Source organism: Staphylococcus sp. FSL W8-0056 (genome assembly GCF_037963075.1).
Lineage (GTDB): Bacteria > Bacillota > Bacilli > Staphylococcales > Staphylococcaceae > Staphylococcus > Staphylococcus aureus.
Genome location: NZ_CP150142.1, coordinates 769,416 through 789,143 on the forward strand (window position 1 = coordinate 769,416; position 19,728 = coordinate 789,143).

The following is a 19,728-nucleotide window of genomic DNA, read 5'->3' on the forward strand; positions in this document are numbered from 1 at the left end:
CATGTCTAAATTAATTAAAGGTATTGCTGCATCTGATGGTGTCGCAATTGCTAAAGCTTATTTATTAGTTGAGCCAGACTTAACATTCGACAAAAATGAAAAAGTCACTGATGTTGAAGGAGAAGTTGCAAAGTTCAATAGCGCTATCGAAGCTTCTAAAGTTGAGTTAACTAAAATTAGAAATAATGCAGAGGTTCAACTAGGTGCTGATAAAGCTGCTATCTTTGATGCACATTTATTAGTTTTAGATGACCCTGAATTAATTCAACCAATCCAAGATAAGATTAAAAATGAAAACGCTAATGCTGCTACAGCATTAACGGATGTAACAACACAATTTGTTACAATTTTTGAATCTATGGATAACGAATACATGAAAGAACGTGCGGCTGATATTCGCGACGTTTCTAAACGTGTGTTATCACATATTTTAGGTGTAGAATTACCGAATCCGAGTATGATTGATGAAAGCGTTGTTATTGTAGGGAATGACTTAACGCCATCTGATACTGCTCAATTAAATAAAGAATTCGTACAAGGTTTTGCTACAAACATTGGCGGAAGAACAAGTCACTCTGCAATTATGAGTCGTTCTTTAGAAATTCCAGCAATTGTTGGTACAAAATCAATTACTCAAGAAGTTAAACAAGGCGACATGATTATCGTAGATGGATTAAATGGTGATGTAATCGTTAATCCAACTGAAGATGAGTTAATCGCTTATCAAGATAAACGTGAGTGTTATTTTGCTGACAAGAAAGAATTACAAAAACTACGTGATGCTGATACTGTTACAGTTGATGGTGTTCACGCAGAGCTTGCTGCAAATATTGGTACACCTAATGATTTGCCAGGTGTTATTGAAAATGGTGCACAAGGTATCGGCTTATATAGAACTGAGTTTTTATATATGGGTCGTGACCAAATGCCTACAGAAGAAGAACAATTTGAAGCTTATAAAGAAGTATTAGAAGCAATGGACGGTAAACGTGTTGTTGTACGTACTTTAGATATAGGTGGAGATAAAGAATTATCATACTTAAACTTGCCTGAAGAAATGAATCCATTCTTAGGTTACCGTGCGATTCGTTTATGCCTTGCGCAACAAGATATTTTCAGACCACAGCTACGTGCATTATTACGTGCATCAGTTTATGGTAAGTTAAATATCATGTTCCCAATGGTTGCAACAATTAACGAATTTAGAGAAGCAAAAGCTATATTATTAGAAGAAAAAGAAAACCTTAAAAATGAAGGTCATGACATTTCGGATGATATAGAATTAGGAATCATGGTAGAGATACCTGCAACAGCAGCATTAGCTGATGTCTTTGCTAAAGAAGTAGATTTCTTCAGTATCGGTACAAATGATTTAATTCAATACACATTAGCTGCTGACCGTATGTCAGAGCGTGTATCATATCTATACCAACCATATAACCCTTCAATCTTACGTTTAGTTAAACAAGTTATTGAAGCGTCACATAAAGAAGGTAAATGGACAGGTATGTGTGGTGAAATGGCTGGAGATGAAACAGCTATTCCATTATTGCTTGGTTTAGGTTTAGATGAGTTCTCTATGAGTGCAACGTCTATTCTGAAAGCAAGAAGACAAATTAATGGTTTAAGTAAAAATGAAATGACTGAACTTGCTAACCGTGCAGTCGACTGTGCAACGCAAGAAGAAGTTATTGAATTAGTTAACAACTACGTAAAATAATTAATTCTTTCGAAAGACAGAATTATAAATAAACCCGAAGTATTCATTGTGAGTAATTATGAATACTTCGGGTTCTTTTTTATGATTTATGTTAATTTCAATGGAATGTTGTTGCTAACTAATTAAACAACTATGTGTCATTAACAAAATGTTGTTCTTTAATTAATGTTAGTTAATTTAAAAATCGATATTTAATTTATGATAGCTATAAATGATGAAGTTGATTTAGATGAAAATTAATCTTAGATATTTAATACTTTGTTGATTTCATCAAGATCAACATGGTACATTGGATTGCCATTCAACAAAATAAACGGAGTTGAAAAAGCATCAAAATCTATCATTTCGTTTCGATATTGTTGATTGTTGATATTTCTCTCTTCAAAATCAATTTGATGCTCATTTAGATAATTTTTTACAAATGTACAAGGTGGACAATCATTCTGCGTATAAACGATTATTTCTGACATGTATCATGCTCCTTCGTGCTTTATTCTAATGTAATATACACAATTATACATTGAAATTCAAATTTGTGAACACATTGTGAACTGACATAAATTATACACAATTTCATAGCGCATAATGTTTTAAAAATACACATTATAGCAATTATAATTAAGTTCATTGTGTTGTCATCAAAAAAAGAAAAAGGTGATGTTTTTAAATGGATACAGTTGAAATCAGTCGGTTTTTGACAGCTATGACTTTAGCAGTTCATATCATTTTTGCAACGATTGGTGTTGGTATGCCTTTAATGTTCGCAATTGCAGAATTTTTAGGTATTCGCAAAAATGATCTTCAATATATAGCTATGGCCAAAAGATGGGCTAAAGCTTATACAATTACTGTAGCAGTGGGAGTTGTTACAGGTACAATTATAGGACTTCAATTATCATTGATTTGGCCTACATTTATGGAAATGGGTGGACACGTTATTGCACTTCCATTATTTATGGAAACATTTGCGTTCTTCTTTGAAGCTATTTTCTTAAGTATATATTTATATACTTGGGATCGTTTTAAAAATAAATGGACACATTTCTTAATTAGTATACCAGTAATTATTGGTGGCTCTTTCTCAGCCTTCTTCATTACTTCAGTGAATTCATTTATGAATACGCCTGCAGGTTTTGAGTTGAAGAATGGAAAGATGGTCAATGTTCAACCTATAGAAGCGATGTTTAACCCATCGTTTATAGTTCGATCATTTCACGTAATTACTACAGCCGGTATGACGATGGCATTTGTTATTGCATCAATAGCAGCTTTTAAATTATTGCGTAATCGTCAACCTAAAGATACTGTCTACCATAAGAAAGCTTTGAAAATGTCTATGATTGTTGGATTCTTTTCAACTTTACTTTCTATGTTGGCAGGGGATTTATCTGCAAAATTTTTGCATAAATTCCAACCTGAAAAATTAGCAGCTTATGAATGGCATTTCGATACATCTTCCCATGCTAAATTATTATTATTTGGTGTGTTAGATGAAAAGACTCAGCAAGTTAAAGGTGCGATTGAATTACCTGGACTATTGAGTTTCTTAGCAGATAATAGTGTCAAAACTAAAGTGCAAGGGTTAAATGATTTTCCAAAAAGTTTACATCCGCCTATGATTGTCCATTATTTCTTTGATTTAATGGTAACGATGGGAATTTTATGTTTTGTCATTTCAGGTGTTTATGTTTTAACTTTAATGTTTAAAAAGCTTAGAAAGTTTTCTACTCATAAATGGATGCTTTACGGAATATTATTAACAGGACCAGCTTCAATGCTAGCTATAGAATTTGGATGGTTCTTAACAGAGATGGGTAGACAGCCTTGGATTGTTCGTGGTTATATGCGCGTGGCAGAAGCAGCAACACAAGCAGGCGGAATAACCTTCGTTACAATTTTATTTGGCATATTGTACATCATTTTAATGTATACATGTGCATACGTATTAATTCGTATGTTTAAAAATAAACCGGCGTATGAAGATGTAAATCGTTTAGCCAAGAAGCAAGGAGGAGAAATAGAAAAATGATTTATGCATTTATAGGTATAACAGTGTTATGGTTGTTTTTATTTTGCTATATCATTATTGCTTCTATAGATTTTGGGGCAGGTTTCTTCGCATTGCATTCAAAGTTAACTGGTGATGAAAAGAAAATTAATCACTTAATTTCACGTTATTTGAACCCAGTTTGGGAAGTTACGAATGTATTCTTTGTTTTCTTCTTCGTAGGATTCGTAGGTTTCTTTCCAGAGTCAATCAAATATTTAGGCACGGTATTGTTAATACCAGGTTCAATAGCACTGATTATGATATCATTGAGAAACAGTTTTTATGCATTTGAAAATTATGGTCAAGATACAAAATTAGCATGGATGATCATGTATGGGGTAAGTGGATTATTAATTCCAGCTTCATTATCTACTGCTTTAACTATTACAGAAGGTGGCTATATTAATGTTCGAAACAATGTTATCGATCTAGATTGGGTGCAGTTACTATTAAGCCCATTTGCTTGGTCTGTAGTATTCTTGGCAATTATTTCAGTTTTATATATTTCATCAGGATTTTTGACATATTATGCTAAAAAAGCAAATGACGAACCAGCATATAATTTAACAAGACAATGGCACATATTTTTAGGGCCACCGATGATTATCATTTGTTTATTCGTATTTCTATCATTACGCATTCAAAATTCTGAACATTTTTATTCAGCTGTTTTTGACTACTGGTGGATGTTTGCTATAAGTTTCTTATTCTTTGCATTAGCTTCATTGTTAACATTCTTTAAGAAAAAACATGGTTTGGCTTTTGTATTTGTTATTTTACAAATGATGTTCGCGTTCTTTGGCTATGGAATTAGTAAATTGCCATACCTTTTATATCCGTTTGTAAAAATTACAGATGCATATGTTAATCCAGAAATGGGCTGGACATTAGTGATTGTCTTTATTTTAGGTTTACTTTTATTACTTCCATCGTTAATATTATTATTAAGATTATTTGTTTTCGACAAAGAATATGTTGAAGGAAAGAAATCATAAGTTGAGACGATACCCCAACTTTCATTTACTTGCATTACTGCATTTAGATAATTTAGTTGGGGTACTCATTTATAATAATTTTAAATTTATATTTTCAATGAATTGATGAAAATCATTTAATGGAGGGCGAGTATGGGTAAAGAATATGTAGTCATCGGTCTAGGTCGTTTTGGAGGTAGTATCGTTCGTGAGTTGAATGCATTAGACATGGATGTAATGGCCATCGACCATGATGAAAATAGAGTGAATGAATATAGTGATATCGCTACTCATGCGGTTGTTGCAGACACAACAGATGAAGCAGTTATGAAAAGTTTAGGTATCCGTAACTTTGATCATGTCATTGTGGCAATTGGTGAAAATATTCAATCAAGTACGTTGACGACTTTAATTTTAAAAGAGTTAGGTGTAAAAAAAGTAACTGCTAAAGCACAAAATGATTATCATGCAAAGATTTTAAATAAAATTGGAGCAGATACGGTTGTGCACCCTGAGCGTGATATGGGTAGACGTATTGCGCATAATGTTGCGAGTGCAAGTGTACTTGATTATCTTGAGTTGGCAGACGAGCATTCTATTGTAGAATTGAAAGCAACTGAAAAGATGGCGGGGCAGTCTATCATTGATTTAGATATAAGAGCACAATATGGAATTAACATTATTGCAATTAAACGAGGCAAAGAGTTCATCATTTCACCAAATCCAAATATTAATTTAGAAATAGGTGATATTTTAATCATGATTGGACATGATAATGATTTAAATCGCTTTGAAAAAAATATTGCGACGAGATAATCGGGAGTGGGACAGAAATGATATTTTCTCAAAATTTATTTCGTCGTCCCACCCCGGCAAGGTTGACTAGAATTGAAAAAAGCTTGTTACAAGCGCATTTTCGTTCAGTCAACTACTGCCAATATAACTTTGTAGAGCATTGAACATTGATTTATGTCTCAAGCTCATCATATATAAAGAAAAAGCTACTAACAATGGGTGGTGAGTTTAATTAAAACTTCACTTCAAAGTTAGTAGCTTTTTGATTATTTATTGTTTGATTCTTTTTGTTCGTTTACCTTCATAATGACTGGTAAAATCATTGGTTTTCTAGCTGTTTTTTCAAATAAATAAGGTTGTAATGTTTCAATGATAGAAGATTTAATCTGATGCCATTGAATATCTTTATTTTGATTTAACTTACTAATAACATCAGTTTTGATTTTGCGTTGTGCATCATAAATTAATTGACCTGATTCCCTCATATATACAAATCCTCGAGAAATAATGTCTGGACCAGAAAGTAATTTATTTGTATTAAAATCAATACTAACAACAACGATAACTAAACCTTCTTCAGATAATAGCTTACGGTCTCTTATTACAACATTACCGATATCACCGATACCACTACCATCAACAAGTACATTACCAGATGGAATGCGACCAGCTTTACGTGCTGAATCGTGTGTTAAAGCTAAGACATCTCCAATATCAAAGATGAAGACATTATCTTCTTCAACGCCGCATTCAACACCAGTCTCACCATGTGCTTTTAACATACGGTATTCACCATGAATAGGTAAGAAATATTTCGGCTTGATTAATCGAAGCATTAATTGTTGATCACCTTGAGAACCATGCCCTGAAGTATGGATGTTAGAAATCTTGCTATGGATAACATCTGCACCAGCTTTATACAAGGAATTAATAGTTCTGTTAATACTTTTTGTATTACCTGGGATAGGTGATGAACTAAATACAACGGTATCTTCAGGTATAATTTTAATTTGCTTATGAGTACCATTAGCAATTCTAGATAATGCTGCCATTGGTTCACCTTGTGAACCAGTACATAGTATCAATAACTCATGCTTCGGTACGGTATTAATTTTATTAGGTTCAATAAATGTTTCAGGTGGTGCTTTAATATAACCAAGTTCCATACCGATTTTAATATTGTTTTCCATCGAACGACCGAACGTAACAATTTTACGGTTATTTTTGATAGCAGCTTCAACTGCTTGTTGAACTCGGTAAATATTAGAAGCGAAGGTAGCAAATATAATACGACCTTTACAATTACGGAAGATCTTATCTACGTTTTGACCAACTTCACGTTCGCTTAAAGTAAAATCAGGCACAAGTGAATTTGTTGAGTCTGAAAGTAAACATAGAACGCCTTCTTCGCCTAATTGAGCCATTTTAGCAATGTTTGCTGGTTTGCCTACAGGTGTAAAATCAAATTTAAAGTCACCGGTATGAACTACTTTTCCTTCAGGTGTATCTACGATGACGCCATAAGTTTCAGGAATACTATGCGTAGTTAAGTAGAAAGAAATCGTAAAGTGCTTAGATTTAATCACACTGTCCTCATTGATTTCATTTAGTTTAGCAGTACGTAATAAATGATGTTCTTCAAGTTTATTACGGATTAAACCTAATGCTAAAGGACCACCATAAATAGGTATATTAAGTTGTTTTAATAGGAAGGGCACACCGCCTATATGGTCTTCGTGACCATGTGTTATAAATAGGCCAACAATTTTATCTTGGTTTTGAACTAGATATGTGTAGTCAGGTATAACATAATCAATCCCTAATAAGTTATCATCAGGGAATTTGATACCTGCATCGATAATGACAATTTCGTCTTTATACTCAACTGCATAAGTATTTTTACCGATTTCACCTAGACCTCCAAGTGCATATACACCTACTTCATTTGGATGTAATTGTTTCATTATTTAGCAATCTCCACATTAAAGTGTTCTGAGTTTTCTTTTTCGTAATCTAAATGTGCGCCCTCTAATTTAGTGATAAATTCGATATTAAAATTACGATCTTTCAAGTAACGACGTACTTGTTCTTCTGTTTGAGCTTCAACATAAAGTGATTGTGTATTTTCACGCACAATTACCTCGTCTCTGTTATGTTGATAAAAAACTTTAAATACTGCCATGTTAAAAATTCCTCCTAAGAATGTTTGTTTAATTTATTGTTAACCCTAGTAAAATCGTATTGGAGTATATATCGATAAATTCATTCCAATCATCTCTATAATTTAACTTAATAACGATTTGGTTAATAACTAGGTTCATCATGTCGTTCATTTTAAAAAATTAGTGAAATAACACTAAAATTTCAGTTAAATCTTATTTTACATGATGAATGATAATAAATAAAGCAGTTTATCTCACTAGAAATCTAAGTATTTCGAATAAATGTGCAGTTCTATTTATTAAAATAAATGTAGAGATTATAAATTAATGTTAAGAAAGAATTAAAGGATTTTATATGAAACGGTAAAATTTAAATGAGGGGATAAAAAGTTTGGTAGAAAGGTGAATATATTTAACTGTTGTTTATTCGAAAAAGTTGTACAAGAAAAAGCTTAGGACATCATATTTATCCTAAGCTTTGATAATTAGTAAAAATGTGCTTTAAACTTCTACAGCATCTGTATGTGGTTGTAATGGGTGATTTTTGTCAATGTGATCATAGAACATTACACCATTTAAATGGTCAATTTCATGTTGGAAAACAATTGCTGGATATCCTTTTAGTCGTAATTGTATATCATTACCTTCGATGTCTTTGGCTTTAATTGTAATTCTATTATGACGGTGAACTAGACCAGCAACATTATCATCGACACTAAGGCAACCTTCACCAGTTGGTAAATAAGCTTCTTGAACGCTATGACTTACAATTTTTGGGTTCACAAGCATATAGTCATAAGATTTGCCACTGCCATCATCTGGTATTAAAACAGCAATCATACGTTTAGAAATATTAATTTGAGGTGCAGCCAAACCAACGCCTGAACGTAAACCATATCGTTTCGCGATTTCCTCATCTTGACTATTTACTAAAAACTCTCTCATGGCGATTAATGTTTCTTTTTCTTCTTTAGTTAATGGTAATTCTAACTCAGCTGCTTTTTGACGCAAAGTTGGATGACCATCTCTAATGATGTCTTTCATTGTTAACATATATTGCACCTTCCTTATTTTAATTTGTTTTAGTTGAATGACAGTAAAAAGGTTGTTAAGATACTCATACATTTTTATGTGTAAATATCTACAAAGTTAACCAACTACTGCCAATGTTTATTTTAGATAGTATATGTAAATTTTCAGATATGCTAATTGCTTAAAAAATGATTAAAGTGTTGGTTCCAAGCAATGATACTTTAGAAATTTATTTATCATCTTGACTTTAAAAATTATATTATAAATGACGTAACTGTCAACAGATATACTTAGTAATGAAGATGTGTAATGTAATTGTTTAAAATTGATTTCCAAGCAGATTTTATTTATCATTTAATTTAAATAGCAAGTGGAGGTACAAGTAATGAAATTTGGAAAAACAATCGCAGTAGTATTAGCATCTAGTGTCTTGCTTGCAGGATGTACTACGGATAAAAAAGAAATTAAGGCATATTTAAAGCAAGTGGATAAAATTAAAGACGATGAAGAACCAATTAAAACTGTTGGTAAGAAAATTGCTGAATTAGATGAGAAAAAGAAAAAATTAACTGAAGATGTCAATAGTAAAGATACAGCAGTTCGCGGTAAAGCAGTAAAAGATTTAATTAAAAATGCCGATGATCGTCTAAAGGAATTTGAAAAAGAAGAAGACGCAATTAAGAAGTCTGAACAAGACTTTAAGAAAGCAAAAAGTCACGTTGATAACATTGATAATGATGTTAAACGTAAAGAAGTAAAACAATTAGATGATGTATTAAAAGAAAAATACAAATTGCATGGTGAATACGCGAAAGCATATAAAAAGGCTGTAAACTCAGAGAAAACATTATTTAAATATTTAAATCAAAATGACGCGACACAACAAGGTGTTAACGAAAAATCAAAAGCAATAGAACAGAACTATAAAAAGTTAAAAGAAGTATCAGATAAGTATACGAAAGTACTAAATAAGGTTGGTAAAGAAAAGCAAGACGTTGATCAATTTAAATAATTAATATAATACAGATGGTAGGAAACAACTAATACAGTTCCTATTATCTGTATCTTTTTTTATTAAAACAGAACTTTTTCAAATGGTTTAACAGTCCCATTTATTTGTGGTACAATTAGTAAGGATAAAATGAATTTCTATACAATTATGGGAAAGGTATGGTGAATTGAATGGCTCCTAAGTTACAAGCCCAATTCGATGCAGTAAAAGTTTTAAATGATACTCAATCGAAATTTGAAATGGTTCAAATTTTGGATGAGAATGGTAACGTCGTAAATGAAGACTTAGTACCTGATCTTACGGATGAACAATTAGTAGAATTAATGGAAAGAATGGTATGGACTCGTATCCTTGATCAACGTTCTATCTCATTAAACAGACAAGGACGTTTAGGTTTCTATGCACCAACTGCTGGTCAAGAAGCATCACAATTAGCGTCACAATACGCTTTAGAAAAAGAAGATTACATTTTACCGGGATACAGAGATGTTCCTCAAATTATTTGGCATGGTTTACCATTAACTGAAGCTTTCTTATTCTCAAGAGGTCACTTCAAAGGAAATCAATTCCCTGAAGGCGTTAATGCATTGAGCCCACAAATTATTATCGGTGCACAATACATTCAAGCTGCTGGTGTTGCATTTGCACTTAAAAAACGTGGTAAAAATGCAGTTGCAATCACTTACACTGGTGACGGTGGTTCTTCACAAGGTGATTTCTACGAAGGTATTAACTTTGCAGCAGCTTATAAAGCACCTGCAATTTTCGTTATTCAAAACAATAACTATGCAATTTCAACACCAAGAAGCAAGCAAACTGCTGCTGAAACATTAGCTCAAAAAGCAATTGCTGTAGGTATTCCTGGTATCCAAGTTGATGGTATGGATGCGTTAGCTGTATATCAAGCAACTAAAGAAGCACGTGACCGCGCAGTTGCAGGTGAAGGTCCAACATTAATTGAAACTATGACATATCGTTATGGTCCTCATACAATGGCTGGTGACGATCCAACTCGTTACAGAACTTCAGACGAAGATGCTGAATGGGAGAAAAAAGACCCATTAGTACGTTTCCGTAAATTCCTTGAAAACAAAGGTTTATGGAATGAAGACAAAGAAAATGAAGTTATTGAACGTGCAAAAGCTGATATTAAAGCAGCAATTAAAGAGGCTGATAACACTGAAAAACAAACTGTTACTTCTCTAATGGAAATTATGTATGAAGATATGCCTCAAAACTTAGCAGAACAATATGAAATTTACAAAGAGAAGGAGTCGAAGTAAGCCATGGCACAAATGACAATGGTTCAAGCGATTAATGATGCGCTTAAAACTGAACTTAAAAATGACCAAGATGTTTTAATTTTTGGTGAAGACGTTGGTGTTAACGGCGGTGTTTTCCGTGTTACTGAAGGACTACAAAAAGAATTTGGTGAAGATAGAGTATTCGATACACCTTTAGCTGAATCAGGTATTGGTGGTTTAGCGATGGGTCTTGCAGTTGAAGGATTCCGTCCGGTTATGGAAGTACAATTCTTAGGTTTCGTATTCGAAGTATTTGATGCGATTGCTGGACAAATTGCACGTACTCGTTTCCGTTCAGGCGGTACTAAAACTGCACCTGTAACAATTCGTAGCCCATTTGGTGGTGGCGTACACACACCAGAATTACACGCAGATAACTTAGAAGGTATTTTAGCTCAATCTCCAGGTCTAAAGGTTGTTATTCCTTCAGGCCCATACGATGCGAAAGGTTTATTAATTTCTTCTATTAGAAGTAATGACCCAGTCGTATACTTAGAGCATATGAAATTGTATCGTTCATTCCGTGAAGAAGTACCTGAAGAAGAATATACAATTGACATTGGTAAGGCTAATGTGAAAAAAGAAGGTAATGACATTTCAATCATCACATACGGTGCAATGGTTCAAGAATCAATGAAAGCTGCAGAAGAACTTGAAAAAGATGGTTATTCTGTTGAAGTAATTGACTTACGTACTGTTCAACCAATCGATGTTGACACAATTGTAGCTTCAGTTGAAAAAACTGGTCGTGCAGTTGTAGTTCAAGAAGCACAACGTCAAGCTGGTGTTGGTGCAGCAGTTGTAGCTGAATTAAGTGAACGTGCAATCCTTTCATTAGAAGCACCTATTGGAAGAGTTGCAGCAGCAGATACAATTTATCCATTCACTCAAGCTGAAAATGTTTGGTTACCAAACAAAAATGACATCATCGAAAAAGCAAAAGAAACTTTAGAATTTTAATACATTTTAAAAGTTAACGAAGTTAGCGTATTTTAGTCTCATTGATTAAAATGAAATGTTTAATTTACGAAATCTTAGGAGGGCAAAAACGTGGCATTTGAATTTAGATTACCCGATATCGGGGAAGGTATCCACGAAGGTGAAATTGTAAAATGGTTTGTTAAAGCTGGAGATACTATTGAAGAAGACGATGTTTTAGCTGAGGTACAAAACGATAAATCAGTAGTAGAAATCCCATCACCAGTATCTGGTACTGTAGAAGAAGTTATGGTAGAAGAAGGTACAGTAGCTGTAGTTGGTGACGTTATTGTTAAAATCGATGCACCTGATGCAGAAGATATGCAATTTAAAGGTCATGATGATGATTCATCATCTAAAGAAGAACCTGCGAAAGAGGAAGCGCCAGCAGAGCAAGCACCTGTAGCTACTCAAACTGAAGAAGTAGATGAAAACAGAACTGTTAAAGCAATGCCTTCAGTACGTAAATACGCACGTGAAAAAGGTGTTAACATTAAAGCAGTTTCTGGATCTGGTAAAAATGGTCGTATTACAAAAGAAGATGTAGATGCATACTTAAATGGTGGTGCACCAACAGCTTCAAATGAATCAGCTGCTTCAGCTACAAGTGAAGAAGTTGCTGAAACTCCTGCAGCACCTGCAGCAGTATCATTAGAAGGCGACTTCCCAGAAACAACTGAAAAAATCCCTGCTATGCGTAGAGCAATTGCGAAAGCAATGGTTAACTCTAAGCATACTGCACCTCATGTAACATTAATGGATGAAATTGATGTTCAAGCATTATGGGATCACCGTAAGAAATTTAAAGAAATCGCAGCTGAACAAGGTACTAAGTTAACATTCTTACCTTATGTTGTTAAAGCACTTGTTTCTGCATTGAAAAAATACCCAGCACTTAACACTTCATTCAATGAAGAAGCTGGTGAAATTGTGCATAAACATTATTGGAATATCGGTATTGCGGCGGACACTGATAGAGGTTTATTAGTACCTGTAGTGAAACATGCTGATCGTAAGTCTATTTTCCAAATTTCAGATGAAATTAATGAATTAGCTGTTAAAGCACGTGATGGTAAATTAACAGCCGATGAAATGAAAGGTGCAACATGCACAATCAGTAATATCGGTTCAGCTGGTGGACAATGGTTCACTCCAGTTATCAATCACCCAGAAGTAGCAATCTTAGGAATTGGCCGTATTGCTCAAAAACCTATCGTTAAAGATGGAGAAATTGTTGCAGCACCAGTATTAGCATTATCATTAAGCTTTGACCACAGACAAATTGATGGTGCAACTGGCCAAAATGCAATGAATCACATTAAACGTTTATTAAATAATCCAGAATTATTATTAATGGAGGGGTAAAACATGGTAGTTGGAGATTTCCCAATTGAAACAGATACTATAGTAATCGGAGCAGGTCCTGGTGGATACGTTGCAGCAATTCGTGCAGCTCAATTAGGACAAAAAGTAACAATCGTTGAGAAAGGTAATCTTGGTGGTGTTTGCTTAAACGTAGGATGTATTCCTTCAAAAGCATTACTACATGCTTCTCACCGTTTTGTTGAAGCACAACATTCTGAAAACTTAGGTGTTATTGCTGAAAGTGTTTCTTTAAACTTCCAAAAAGTTCAAGAATTCAAATCATCAGTTGTTAATAAATTAACTGGTGGTGTTGAAGGCTTACTTAAAGGTAACAAAGTTAACATCGTTAAAGGTGAAGCATATTTCGTAGATAACAATAGCTTACGTGTTATGGACGAAAAGAGCGCACAAACATACAACTTTAAAAATGCAATCATTGCAACAGGTTCAAGACCAATTGAAATTCCTAATTTCAAATTCGGTAAACGTGTTATCGACTCAACAGGTGCTTTAAACTTACAAGAAGTACCAGGTAAATTAGTTGTAGTTGGTGGAGGATACATTGGATCAGAATTAGGTACAGCATTTGCTAACTTTGGTTCAGAAGTAACCATCCTTGAAGGTGCTAAAGATATCTTAGGTGGCTTCGAAAAACAAATGACACAACCTGTTAAAAAAGGTATGAAAGAAAAAGGTGTTGAAATCGTTACTGAAGCTATGGCTAAATCAGCTGAAGAAACAGATAACGGAGTTAAAGTTACTTATGAAGCTAAAGGCGAAGAGAAAACAATCGAAGCTGATTATGTATTAGTAACTGTAGGTCGTCGTCCAAACACAGACGAATTAGGCCTAGAAGAATTAGGTGTTAAATTCGCTGACCGTGGATTATTAGAAGTTGATAAACAAAGCCGTACGTCTATCAGCAATATCTATGCAATTGGTGATATCGTTCCAGGTTTACCACTTGCTCACAAAGCTAGCTATGAAGCTAAAGTTGCTGCTGAAGCAATTGATGGTCAAGCTGCTGAAGTTGATTACATTGGTATGCCAGCAGTATGCTTTACTGAACCAGAATTAGCTACAGTTGGTTATTCAGAAGCGCAAGCTAAAGAAGAAGGTTTAGCAATTAAAGCTTCTAAATTCCCATATGCAGCAAATGGTCGTGCATTATCATTAGATGATACTAACGGATTTGTTAAACTTATTACACTTAAAGAAGATGATACTTTAATCGGTGCTCAAGTAGTTGGTACTGGTGCATCAGATATTATCTCTGAATTAGGTTTAGCAATTGAAGCTGGTATGAATGCTGAAGATATCGCATTAACAATCCATGCACATCCAACATTAGGTGAGATGACTATGGAAGCAGCAGAAAAAGCTATCGGATACCCAATCCATACAATGTAATAACTGATTATCTATAAAGATTCAGTCATTAAAAGCTGTAGCATATGCTACGGCTTTTTTGTTTTAGGTAAAGTAATGTAAGGAAATTGATTTGAGATATCGTTAACATGTGACATGCATGTTATACTAGCGATGCTAACAAAAGAATTGAAATGGAGGGTTCAACAATGGAATATGAGTATCCAATTGATTTAGACTGGAGTAATGAAGAGATGATTTCAGTGATAAATTTCTTTAATCATGTAGAGAAGTATTATGAATCCGGCGTGACGGCAGGCGACTTTATGGGTGCATATAAAAGATTTAAAGAAATTGTGCCTGCTAAAGCAGAGGAAAAACAAATTTTTAATACTTTCGAAAAAAGTAGTGGCTATAATAGTTACAAAGCAGTTCAAGATGTAAAAACTCACTCTGAAGAACAAAGAGTAACAGCTAAAAAATAATTCGTTCGAAATTAACACAATTTAATAGGATTTTTTCTTTAAAACTATTGCTAATAAAGCTATATTTTGATACCTTTATCAAGTGTTAAACAAAATGTTTGATAAAAGTAAACTTAATATAGCTTTTTTAGGTGGAAAAATAAATGAACATAGGTAATAAAATTAAAAATCTTAGAAGAATTAAAAATTTAACGCAAGAAGAACTTGCTGAACGTACAGACTTATCGAAAGGCTACATTTCACAAATAGAAAGTGAACATGCCTCACCAAGTATGGAAACTTTCTTAAATATTATAGAGGTGTTAGGAACGACGCCAAGTGAATTTTTTAAAGACAGTGAAAATGAAAAAGTATTATACAAGAAGGAAGAACAAGTTATTTATGATGAGTATGATGAAGGTTATATATTAAATTGGTTAGTTTCAAAGTCAAATGAATATGATATGGAGCCATTAATATTAACTTTAAAGCCTGGAGCATCATATAAAAATTTTAATCCATCAGAGTCTGATACGTTTATTTATTGTATGTCAGGTCAGATAACACTTAATTTAGGCAAAGAGATATATCAAGCACAAGAAGAAGACGTTTTGTATTTTAAAGCACGAGATAATCATCGTTTGTCAAACGAATCAAACAATGAAACACGAATACTTATTGTAGCGACAGCTTCATATTTATAGGGGGGATCTTATTTGGAACCGTTATTATCATTAAAATCAGTTAGTAAAAGCTATGATGATCTTAATATCTTAGATGACATAGATATTGATATTGAATCAGGATACTTTTATACATTATTAGGTCCTTCAGGTTGTGGTAAAACAACAATTTTAAAATTAATTGCAGGGTTTGAATATCCTGACAGTGGTGAAGTGATTTATCAAAACAAACCAATTGGTAATTTACCACCAAATAAACGTAAAGTGAATACAGTCTTTCAAGATTATGCATTATTTCCACACTTAAACGTATATGATAATATCGCTTTTGGTTTGAAATTAAAAAAATTATCAAAAACCGAAATTGATCAAAAAGTAACTGAGGCATTAAAATTAGTAAAACTTTCAGGTTATGAAAAAAGAAATATTAATGAAATGAGTGGCGGACAAAAGCAACGTGTTGCAATTGCACGTGCTATCGTAAATGAACCAGAAATATTATTGTTAGATGAATCTTTATCCGCATTAGATTTGAAATTGCGTACTGAAATGCAATATGAATTACGAGAATTGCAATCTAGATTAGGTATTACATTTATATTTGTAACACATGATCAAGAAGAAGCGTTAGCATTAAGTGACTTTCTTTTTGTATTAAAAGATGGGAAAATTCAACAATTTGGCACACCAACAGATATATATGACGAACCAGTGAATCGATTTGTAGCTGATTTTATTGGAGAATCTAATATTGTTGAAGGACGCATGGTTAGAGATTATGTCGTGAATATTTATGGGCAAGATTTCGAATGTGTCGATATGGGTATTCCTGAAAATAAAAAAGTAGAAGTCGTTATTCGACCAGAAGATATATCATTAATCAAAGCTGAAGAAGGATTATTTAAAGCAACTGTTGATTCTATGTTATTTAGAGGGGTCCACTATGAAATATGTTGTATAGACAATAAAGGTTATGAATGGGTAATACAAACGACTAAAAAAGCTGAAGTAGGCAGTGAAGTTGGTCTTTATTTTGATCCTGAAGCCATTCATATTATGGTTCCTGGAGAAACAGAAGAAGAATTTGATAAACGTATTGAAAGCTATGAGGAAGTAGACAATGCGTAATACTAATAAATTTCTCTTAATCCCGTATTTACTATGGATGGTTATATTTATTATTGTACCAGTTGTATTACTCATTTATTTTTCATTTTTAGATATCAATGGACATTTTAGTTTCACGAATTATCAACAAATTTTTACTACAAAATATTTGAAAATGTTTGCATATTCAATTTTATATGCCGCTTTAATAACAATTATTACGTTGGCTATCAGTTATCCAGCTGCCTATTATATTACTCGTTCGAAATTTCAAAATATCTTATTAATGATAATGATTATTCCAACATGGATAAATTTATTGTTAAAGACATATGCTTTTATAGGTTTATTAAGTCATGATGGCGTGATTAATCAATTTTTCCACTTATTTAATTTACCATCATTCAATTTGTTATTTACAACTGGTGCGTTTTTAGTAGTGGCAAGTTACATTTATATACCATTTATGATTTTACCTATATTTAATAGCATGAAAGCAATTCCTAATAATTTATTGCAGGCCTCAAGTGATTTAGGTGCCAGTCCTTTCTATACTTTTAGAAAAGTAATCATGCCGTTAACAAAAGAAGGTGTTATGACTGGGATTCAAGTAACCTTTATTCCATCACTTTCATTATTTATGATTACAAGATTAATTGCAGGTAATAAAGTCATAAATATAGGTACGGCAATAGAGGAACAATTTTTAACAATTCAAAATTATGGTATGGGATCAACTATAGCTATATTCTTAATTGTATTTATGGCATTCATTTTAATCATTACAAAATCATCTAATGGGAGAGGGTGAATCATATGAAATGGTATGGAAAGCTGTATATCGGGATACTTTTAGCGATTTTATACATCCCAATATTCTTTTTAATGTTCTATTCATTCAATTCGGCTGGTAATATGATTCACTTTGAACATTTTACATTAGAGCATTATCAATCATTATTTCAAAATGATCATTTAATGTCGGTCATTTTTAATACGATAGCTGTAGCACTTTTAGCAGCCTCAATTTCTACAGTTATTGGTACATTTGGTGCCATTGCTATTTATTATTTAAGAAATAAAAAGTTTAAAGTAACTTTACTAACATTGAATAATGTCTTGATGGTATCATCCGACGTTGTCATAGGTGCATCATTCTTAATTATGTTTACAACGATTGGCCATTTTACTGGTCTTGGTTTAGGATTTTGGACAGTTCTAATATCTCATATTGCATTTTGCATACCTATAGTTGTGATTATCGTCTTACCACAACTGTATGAAATGAATAATAATATGTTAAATGCTGCAAGAGATTTAGGAGCGACTGAACCACAATTATTAAGCAACATTATTATTCCTAATATTTTACCTTCTATTATAGGAGGTTTCTTTATGGCTTTAACTTATTCACTAGACGATTTCACAGTAAGTTTCTTCGTTACTGGTAATGGCTTTAGTGTGTTATCAGTTGAAGTTTATGCTATGGCGAGAAAAGGAATTAGTATGGAAATTAATGCGATTTCAACATTATTGTTTGCTGTTATTGTATTAGGAATACTAGGATATTATTTGATTCAATACGTGATAAATAAGAAAAAACTAATCAAGCGAGGTGTAAAATAATGAAACGTTTTTTACAACTCATTATAGGTGCATTAGTTGTGGGTATGCTTTGTCTTACTTTAAGTCATTGGTTTAAATCTAAAGAACAAGTGCATACAAATCAAAAAATTTACGTATACAATTGGGGCGAATATATTGATCCAGAGTTAATTAAGAAATTTGAAAAAGAAACTGGCATTCAAGTCGTTTATGAAACTTTCGATTCAAATGAAGCGATGGAAGCCAAAATTCGCAATGGCGGTACACATTATGATGTTGCTTTTCCTAGTGAATATACAGTTCAAAAATTGAAAAGAGATCATTTATTGTTACCAATAGATCATAATAAGGTACCTAATATTAAAAATTTAGATTCAGATTATATGAATATGTCATTTGATAAAGGCAATAAATATTCTTTACCTTATTTCTTTGGAACTGTAGGTATTTTATATAATAAAGAAAAGTATCCAAATGAATCATTTGATAGTTGGAAGTCATTGTATAATCCTAAATTTAAAAACCAAATTTTACTAGTTGACGGTGCTAGAGAGATTATAGGCATGAGTTTGAATAAACTTGGGTATAATCTTAATGACCGTAATTCGCACCATTTAAAAGAAGCAGAGCGAGATTTAACCAAACTAGCACCACAAGTAAGAGGTGTCGTAGGTGATGAAATTACCATGATGCTTCAACAAAATGAAGGTAACATAGCGGTTGTTTGGAGTGGTGTTGCAGCACCTCTAGTGCAAGAAGGGGATAAATATAATTATGTTATTCCTAAAGAAGGATCGAATTTATGGTTCGACAATATGGTAATTCCAAAAACGGCACAAAATAAAGAGGGTGCATATAAATTTATGAATTTTTTATTAGATGCTAAAAATAACAAGCAAAATACAGAATTCGTAGGCTATGCAACGCCAAACAAGGCTGCTCGACAATTGTTGCCTAAAGAGATTAAAGACGACCATCGTTTTTATCCGACTAAGAAAGAGCAAGAACGCCTTGAAGTTTATAAAGATTTAGGACCTGAAGTTTTAAGTGAATACAATGAAAACTTTTTGAATTTCAAAATGTCATTAAAATAAAATCATAAATAGTAG

At 32.9% G+C, this 19,728-nt stretch carries 20 protein-coding genes; 15 read left to right on the top strand and 5 right to left on the bottom strand.

Features of this window, described 5'->3' with window-relative positions:
* Nucleotide 1 precedes the first annotated feature (1 nt).
* Nucleotides 2-1,720 (top strand): phosphoenolpyruvate--protein phosphotransferase, encoded by a 1,719-nt coding sequence (gene ptsP, locus NSS86_RS03985; protein WP_000040051.1) that lies wholly within the window; start codon nucleotides 2-4, stop codon nucleotides 1,718-1,720.
* A 242-nt stretch (nucleotides 1,721-1,962) separates the two neighbouring features.
* Here the strand turns inward: ptsP and nrdH are convergent, their stop codons facing one another.
* A complete protein-coding gene (gene nrdH / locus NSS86_RS03990) occupies nucleotides 1,963-2,190 on the bottom strand; it encodes a glutaredoxin-like protein NrdH (RefSeq protein WP_001289617.1) in 228 nt (75 codons plus the stop codon).
* Nucleotides 2,191-2,387: 197 nt separating this feature from the next.
* On the opposite strand from nrdH, the gene NSS86_RS03995 reads away from it, so the two are divergent.
* The 3 genes from NSS86_RS03995 (at nucleotide 2,388) to NSS86_RS04005 (ending at nucleotide 5,560) form a co-directional block, all read left to right on the top strand.
* Nucleotides 2,388-3,749: a cytochrome ubiquinol oxidase subunit I gene (locus NSS86_RS03995; RefSeq protein WP_000381849.1), complete on the top strand. Its 1,362-nt coding sequence runs from the start codon at nucleotides 2,388-2,390 to the stop codon at nucleotides 3,747-3,749.
* On the top strand, nucleotides 3,746-4,765 hold the full coding sequence (locus tag NSS86_RS04000) for a cytochrome d ubiquinol oxidase subunit II (RefSeq protein WP_000638453.1): 1,020 nt from the start codon (nucleotides 3,746-3,748) through the stop codon (nucleotides 4,763-4,765). The genes NSS86_RS03995 and NSS86_RS04000 overlap by 4 nt, the downstream gene beginning before the upstream one ends.
* Nucleotides 4,766-4,897: 132 nt before the next feature.
* Nucleotides 4,898-5,560 carry a TrkA family potassium uptake protein gene (locus NSS86_RS04005; protein WP_000514290.1) on the top strand — a complete coding sequence of 221 codons (663 nt, stop codon included), beginning with the start codon at nucleotides 4,898-4,900 and terminating at the stop codon, nucleotides 5,558-5,560.
* Between the two features lie 245 nt (nucleotides 5,561-5,805).
* Here the strand turns inward: NSS86_RS04005 and NSS86_RS04010 are convergent, their stop codons facing one another.
* The 4 genes from NSS86_RS04010 to def form a co-directional block, all read right to left on the bottom strand.
* Complete coding sequence (locus NSS86_RS04010) at nucleotides 5,806-7,503, bottom strand: ribonuclease J (protein ID WP_000811375.1); 1,698 nt, start codon at nucleotides 7,501-7,503, stop codon at nucleotides 5,806-5,808.
* A complete protein-coding gene (locus NSS86_RS04015; protein ID WP_000257888.1) occupies nucleotides 7,503-7,721 on the bottom strand; it encodes a DNA-dependent RNA polymerase subunit epsilon in 219 nt (72 codons plus the stop codon). The genes NSS86_RS04010 and NSS86_RS04015 overlap by 1 nt, the downstream gene beginning before the upstream one ends.
* A 28-nt stretch (nucleotides 7,722-7,749) precedes the next feature.
* Entirely contained in the window at nucleotides 7,750-7,872 is a 123-nt protein-coding gene (locus NSS86_RS04020; protein ID WP_001792047.1) for a hypothetical protein, read from the bottom strand.
* A 330-nt stretch (nucleotides 7,873-8,202) separates the two neighbouring features.
* The gene (gene def / locus NSS86_RS04025) at nucleotides 8,203-8,754 is read right to left on the bottom strand and encodes a peptide deformylase (protein WP_000957037.1); all 552 of its coding nucleotides are present in this window, start codon (nucleotides 8,752-8,754) and stop codon (nucleotides 8,203-8,205) included.
* A gap of 364 nt (nucleotides 8,755-9,118) precedes the next feature.
* Here def and NSS86_RS04030 point away from each other — a divergent pair, with 364 nt between their 5' ends.
* From NSS86_RS04030 to NSS86_RS04080, 11 genes are all read left to right on the top strand, one after another.
* Nucleotides 9,119-9,745: a YkyA family protein gene (locus NSS86_RS04030; protein ID WP_000668336.1), complete on the top strand. Its 627-nt coding sequence runs from the start codon at nucleotides 9,119-9,121 to the stop codon at nucleotides 9,743-9,745.
* Nucleotides 9,746-9,915: 170 nt separating this feature from the next.
* Nucleotides 9,916-11,028 (top strand): pyruvate dehydrogenase (acetyl-transferring) E1 component subunit alpha, encoded by a 1,113-nt coding sequence (gene pdhA, locus NSS86_RS04035; protein WP_000035320.1) that lies wholly within the window; start codon nucleotides 9,916-9,918, stop codon nucleotides 11,026-11,028.
* Between the two features lie 3 nt (nucleotides 11,029-11,031).
* Nucleotides 11,032-12,009 (top strand): transketolase C-terminal domain-containing protein, encoded by a 978-nt coding sequence (locus NSS86_RS04040; RefSeq protein WP_000068176.1) that lies wholly within the window; start codon nucleotides 11,032-11,034, stop codon nucleotides 12,007-12,009.
* A 90-nt stretch (nucleotides 12,010-12,099) separates the two neighbouring features.
* Nucleotides 12,100-13,392 carry a dihydrolipoamide acetyltransferase family protein gene (locus tag NSS86_RS04045; RefSeq protein ID WP_000863439.1) on the top strand — a complete coding sequence of 431 codons (1,293 nt, stop codon included), beginning with the start codon at nucleotides 12,100-12,102 and terminating at the stop codon, nucleotides 13,390-13,392.
* Nucleotides 13,393-13,395: 3 nt separating this feature from the next.
* A complete protein-coding gene (lpdA, locus tag NSS86_RS04050; RefSeq protein ID WP_000260117.1) occupies nucleotides 13,396-14,802 on the top strand; it encodes a dihydrolipoyl dehydrogenase in 1,407 nt (468 codons plus the stop codon).
* Between the two features lie 167 nt (nucleotides 14,803-14,969).
* Complete coding sequence (locus NSS86_RS04055; RefSeq protein ID WP_000455597.1) at nucleotides 14,970-15,245, top strand: UPF0223 family protein; 276 nt, start codon at nucleotides 14,970-14,972, stop codon at nucleotides 15,243-15,245.
* Nucleotides 15,246-15,388: 143 nt separating this feature from the next.
* Nucleotides 15,389-15,928, top strand: coding sequence for an XRE family transcriptional regulator (locus NSS86_RS04060; protein ID WP_001020625.1), 540 nt, complete (start codon nucleotides 15,389-15,391; stop codon nucleotides 15,926-15,928).
* Between the two features lie 12 nt (nucleotides 15,929-15,940).
* Entirely contained in the window at nucleotides 15,941-17,035 is a 1,095-nt protein-coding gene (locus NSS86_RS04065; protein WP_000433551.1) for an ABC transporter ATP-binding protein, read from the top strand.
* Complete coding sequence (locus tag NSS86_RS04070) at nucleotides 17,028-17,825, top strand: ABC transporter permease (protein WP_001246555.1); 798 nt, start codon at nucleotides 17,028-17,030, stop codon at nucleotides 17,823-17,825. The genes NSS86_RS04065 and NSS86_RS04070 overlap by 8 nt, the downstream gene beginning before the upstream one ends.
* Nucleotides 17,826-17,830: 5 nt before the next feature.
* Complete coding sequence (locus NSS86_RS04075) at nucleotides 17,831-18,640, top strand: ABC transporter permease (RefSeq protein WP_000872390.1); 810 nt, start codon at nucleotides 17,831-17,833, stop codon at nucleotides 18,638-18,640.
* On the top strand, nucleotides 18,640-19,713 hold the full coding sequence (locus NSS86_RS04080; RefSeq protein ID WP_000819684.1) for a spermidine/putrescine ABC transporter substrate-binding protein: 1,074 nt from the start codon (nucleotides 18,640-18,642) through the stop codon (nucleotides 19,711-19,713). Before NSS86_RS04075 ends, NSS86_RS04080 begins: the two co-directional genes overlap by 1 nt.
* Nucleotides 19,714-19,728: the final 15 nt, after the last annotated feature.

Bases quoted from the DNA above. Each gene is read 5' to 3' on its own strand.
- ptsP (WP_000040051.1), top strand. From the start codon at position 2: ATGTCTAAATTAATTAAAGGTATTGCTGCATCTGATGGTGTCGCAATT.
- nrdH (WP_001289617.1), bottom strand. From the start codon at position 2,190: ATGTCAGAAATAATCGTTTATACGCAGAATGATTGTCCACCTTGTACA.
- NSS86_RS03995 (WP_000381849.1), top strand. From the start codon at position 2,388: ATGGATACAGTTGAAATCAGTCGGTTTTTGACAGCTATGACTTTAGCA.
- NSS86_RS04000 (WP_000638453.1), top strand. From the start codon at position 3,746: ATGATTTATGCATTTATAGGTATAACAGTGTTATGGTTGTTTTTATTT.
- NSS86_RS04005 (WP_000514290.1), top strand. From the start codon at position 4,898: ATGGGTAAAGAATATGTAGTCATCGGTCTAGGTCGTTTTGGAGGTAGT.
- NSS86_RS04010 (WP_000811375.1), bottom strand. From the start codon at position 7,503: ATGAAACAATTACATCCAAATGAAGTAGGTGTATATGCACTTGGAGGT.
- NSS86_RS04015 (WP_000257888.1), bottom strand. From the start codon at position 7,721: ATGGCAGTATTTAAAGTTTTTTATCAACATAACAGAGACGAGGTAATT.
- NSS86_RS04020 (WP_001792047.1), bottom strand. From the start codon at position 7,872: ATGAACGACATGATGAACCTAGTTATTAACCAAATCGTTATTAAGTTA.
- def (WP_000957037.1), bottom strand. From the start codon at position 8,754: ATGTTAACAATGAAAGACATCATTAGAGATGGTCATCCAACTTTGCGT.
- NSS86_RS04030 (WP_000668336.1), top strand. From the start codon at position 9,119: ATGAAATTTGGAAAAACAATCGCAGTAGTATTAGCATCTAGTGTCTTG.
- pdhA (WP_000035320.1), top strand. From the start codon at position 9,916: ATGGCTCCTAAGTTACAAGCCCAATTCGATGCAGTAAAAGTTTTAAAT.
- NSS86_RS04040 (WP_000068176.1), top strand. From the start codon at position 11,032: ATGGCACAAATGACAATGGTTCAAGCGATTAATGATGCGCTTAAAACT.
- lpdA (WP_000260117.1), top strand. From the start codon at position 13,396: ATGGTAGTTGGAGATTTCCCAATTGAAACAGATACTATAGTAATCGGA.
- NSS86_RS04055 (WP_000455597.1), top strand. From the start codon at position 14,970: ATGGAATATGAGTATCCAATTGATTTAGACTGGAGTAATGAAGAGATG.
- NSS86_RS04060 (WP_001020625.1), top strand. From the start codon at position 15,389: ATGAACATAGGTAATAAAATTAAAAATCTTAGAAGAATTAAAAATTTA.
- NSS86_RS04070 (WP_001246555.1), top strand. From the start codon at position 17,028: ATGCGTAATACTAATAAATTTCTCTTAATCCCGTATTTACTATGGATG.
- NSS86_RS04075 (WP_000872390.1), top strand. From the start codon at position 17,831: ATGAAATGGTATGGAAAGCTGTATATCGGGATACTTTTAGCGATTTTA.
- NSS86_RS04080 (WP_000819684.1), top strand. From the start codon at position 18,640: ATGAAACGTTTTTTACAACTCATTATAGGTGCATTAGTTGTGGGTATG.